This is a genomic window from Roseburia sp. AF15-21, assembly GCF_003479505.1.
Taxonomy (GTDB): Bacteria; Bacillota; Clostridia; order Lachnospirales; family Lachnospiraceae; genus Roseburia_C; species Roseburia_C amylophila.
The window spans coordinates 1-1670 of the sequence record NZ_QUHG01000026.1; the positions used below are offsets into that span (position 1 = coordinate 1).

Genomic DNA, 1670 nt, shown 5'->3' on the forward strand with positions numbered 1-1670 from the left:
CAAAGAAATTCGCTTGCCGCCTGCTCCAGCTCCGGCTGTTTCCATCGGTTGGAGTGGAGGGCTTGCCGCAGCGGAGAAAGCCCATATAAGTTCCAGTCTCTGTCCGTGTCACGCTCAAAGTTTATCAAAAAAGTCCCCAGTGGGCGTGTCATATCACAAAGCACCTCTGCGTTTTGGCTCCCGTTCAGACGGAAGCGGATCTGCTGTTCTTCCCCAATCAAAATCCTCTCTTTCATTTTCTTCCTGTCCAGCGTCAGGACGAACAAAATCCTCTCAAAACATGGCTCATGCCGTATAAACTGATTCTCCATCCCTATCCCCTGCCTTTGTTTATGGTAATTATATAATTTAGTTATATCAGTTACACTCATGGTATCGCAGAAGTATTGTTTTGTCAAGGATAGTCCACTATGATGATTGCAGTTGGTAATTTCGTGCCACACAGCACCTTGACAAGTGAATGACCGTCCAAAAGGGATATGACCGGCAGGAGAAGTGACGCATCCGGCGCACCAATGCAGGGAAACACCGCAGGAATGGGGCAGGAAAACGGCTTTTGGGGAGAACGGCAGCAGGAAGCATTTTAACCTATTTGATTTATGGGAGGAACAGAATGAACGATAAAAAGAGATTGAACAGCTACGAGGATTTACCGCTGGTTCTGGATGTGGCGGACATCCAGCGGATTATGGGAATTTCAAGAGCGAGCGCCTATGAGCTGGTACACACCCCCGGCTTTCCGGCGTTCCGCAGGGGCAGGCTTATCAAGGTCAGCAAAATTGCTTTCTTTGAATGGATGGCAAAAGGCTCCGAAACCGTACCGAGAAGCGACAAATAAGCGTGAGGTATCATTCCCTGACTGCATACTGCCGCACTTTCCAAAGGGGCATACAGAGGGAAAAAACCTTAAAAATGATACCGAAACGCTACACCAAAACAGCCTGTCTGCGTACATCAGATAGAAACGGAGAAAGGAGCCGGTTATGGCAAGAATGAGCAACAAGCGGCGGCTGGAATGGTCTTTCTTCTTAAATGACCGCAGCCGTATCACTTACAACGAACTGTGCCGGAAATGCCAGCACCAATGTAAACAGAGCTTCCGGGCGGTTGTGGTTGACTGCCCGAAGTATCTTTCCAAGCGTTCCAAGAAAAAGGACAAGACTGCCGGAAACGGCAAAATCCCTTAGGAACTAAGGGCGCACTTCTATACATAGTCTAAAGACCATGTATCGTGCGTCCTGCGGAGCTTACCTCTGCCGCTGATAAAATCAGCAATCCGAGGTCTGCGTTCGCTTCGCTCCGACAAGGTGGCTACACCCCCTTGCGCCGCTAAAGCGGCTATCCCCTGTGTACCCGCCGAAAAGAGAAATCCGCTCTGCGGTTTTCCCTTTTCATCGGGTTTTATAGAAGCACTGACACACGGACTGTCTGCGGATGGTCTTTCTTTATCTTATAAGTAAAGGATGTGAGAACATGGAAAAATCTTTGGAACAGTTGAAGCAGGAATATGAAAAAACCACTGTCCTGCTGGAACGGGAAAAACGGAAAATGCAGCGTTTGAAAAACCGGCAGGCGTATCTGGAAAGCGGTTCCCGGAAACAGAGGACGCACCGGCTGATTACCCGTGGGGCAGCTATTGAGAGCATTGCGCCACAGACAAAGGAGCTGAC

General features: G+C 49.2%; 3 protein-coding genes and 1 pseudogene. 3 read left to right on the plus strand and 1 reads right to left on the minus strand.

Features of this window, described 5'->3' with window-relative positions:
- Window positions 1-311: pseudogene (locus tag DWW33_RS15475) on the minus strand (hypothetical protein); the annotation flags it as partial.
- Window positions 312-613: 302 nt separating this feature from the next.
- Here DWW33_RS15475 and DWW33_RS15480 point away from each other — a divergent pair.
- From DWW33_RS15480 to DWW33_RS15490, 3 genes are all read left to right on the plus strand, one after another.
- The gene (locus DWW33_RS15480; RefSeq protein ID WP_008368839.1) at window positions 614-838 is read left to right on the plus strand and encodes a helix-turn-helix domain-containing protein; all 225 of its coding nucleotides are present in this window, start codon (window positions 614-616) and stop codon (window positions 836-838) included.
- Between the two features lie 145 nt (window positions 839-983).
- The gene (locus DWW33_RS15485; protein ID WP_117825505.1) at window positions 984-1187 is read left to right on the plus strand and encodes a hypothetical protein; all 204 of its coding nucleotides are present in this window, start codon (window positions 984-986) and stop codon (window positions 1185-1187) included.
- 286 nt (window positions 1188-1473) lie between these two features.
- Window positions 1474-1670 (plus strand): DUF3847 domain-containing protein (locus DWW33_RS15490; protein ID WP_199650798.1); only part of this gene is annotated, 197 nt, incomplete at its 3' end.